Source organism: Streptomyces bambusae, assembly GCF_020532645.1.
Taxonomy (GTDB): Bacteria; Actinomycetota; Actinomycetes; order Streptomycetales; family Streptomycetaceae; genus Streptomyces; species Streptomyces bambusae.
In genome coordinates, this window is record NZ_JAJAUZ010000134.1 from 1 (window position 1) to 1,397 (window position 1,397).

Genomic DNA, 1,397 nt, shown 5'->3' on the forward strand with positions numbered 1-1,397 from the left:
TCCAGGCGCTTGCCGCCGACTTCGACGACGACGGTCTCGCGGCCCGGTTCGTCCTCGGCTTCGTCTGCTGCGGGGGCGGTGAAGGCGGGGATGTCGTTGACGAAGGCGGTCTCGATCCAGCGGGTGTGGACCGTGAACGGGCTGCCGTCGGTGGGGGCGAACGCGGGGTCGGTGACCACGGCGCGGTGGAAGGGGATGGCGGTGGCCATGCCCTCGACCTGGAACTCCGCCAGCGCGCGGGCGGCCCGCTGCAGGGCCTGCTCGCGGGTGGCGCCCGTGACGATCAGCTTCGCCAGCAGGCTGTCCCACGCCGGGCCGATGACGCTGCCGGACTCGACACCCGCGTCCAGCCGCACACCCGGCCCGGTCGGCGGGATGAAGGCGGTGACGGTGCCGGGAGCGGGCAGGAAGTTGCGGCCCGGGTCCTCGCCGTTGATCCGGAACTCGAACGAGTGCCCGCGCAGCGGCGGGTCGTCGTAGCCCAGGACTTCGCCGTCCGCGATCCGGAACATCTCCCGGACCAGGTCGATGCCGGTGACCTCCTCGGTGACCGGGTGCTCGACCTGCAGGCGGGTGTTGACCTCCAGGAAGGAGATCGTGCCGTCCGCGCCCACCAGGAACTCGACCGTGCCGGCGCCGACGTAGCCGGCTTCCTTCAGGATCGCCTTCGACGCCGCATACAGCTGCGCGTTCTGCTCCGCCGACAGGAACGGCGCCGGCGCCTCCTCCACCAGCTTCTGGTGACGGCGCTGGAGCGAGCAGTCACGGGTGGAGACCACGACCACGTTGCCGTGCGAGTCCGCCAGGCACTGCGTCTCCACGTGCCGCGGCTTGTCGAGGTAGCGCTCCACGAAGCACTCGCCCCGCCCGAACGCCGCCACCGCCTCACGCACCGCGGAATCGTAGAGCTCGGGGACCTCTTCCAGCGTGCGGGCGACCTTCAGACCACGCCCGCCACCACCGAACGCCGCCTTGATCGCGATCGGCAGACCGTGCTCCTGCGCGAACGCCACGACCTCCTGCGCGCCCGAGACCGGGTCCGGGGTGCCGGCGACCAGCGGCGCACCGGCCCGCTGGGCGATGTGACGGGCGGCGACCTTGTCACCCAGGTCCCGGATCGCCTGCGGCGGCGGACCGATCCACGTCAGACCCGCGTCGATCACGGCCTGCGCGAACTCCGCGTTCTCCGACAGGAACCCGTAACCCGGGTGAACGGCGTCCGCGCCGGCATCCGCCGCGGCCTGCAGGACCTTCGCAATGTCCAGGTAACTGCCGGCCGGGGTGTCACCGCCCAGAGCGAACGCTTCATCGGCCGCACGGACATGCAGAGCATCCCGGTCCGGATCCGCGTAAACGGCAACGCTCGCGATCCCCGCATCCCGGCAGGCCCGCGCAAC

At 71.7% G+C, this 1,397-nt stretch carries 1 protein-coding gene; it reads right to left on the reverse strand.

What is annotated here, in order from left to right; translation table 11 throughout:
• A partial coding sequence (locus LG634_RS37500; RefSeq protein WP_226741016.1) for an acetyl-CoA carboxylase biotin carboxylase subunit occupies nucleotides 1-1,397 on the reverse strand: 1,397 nt, incomplete at both ends.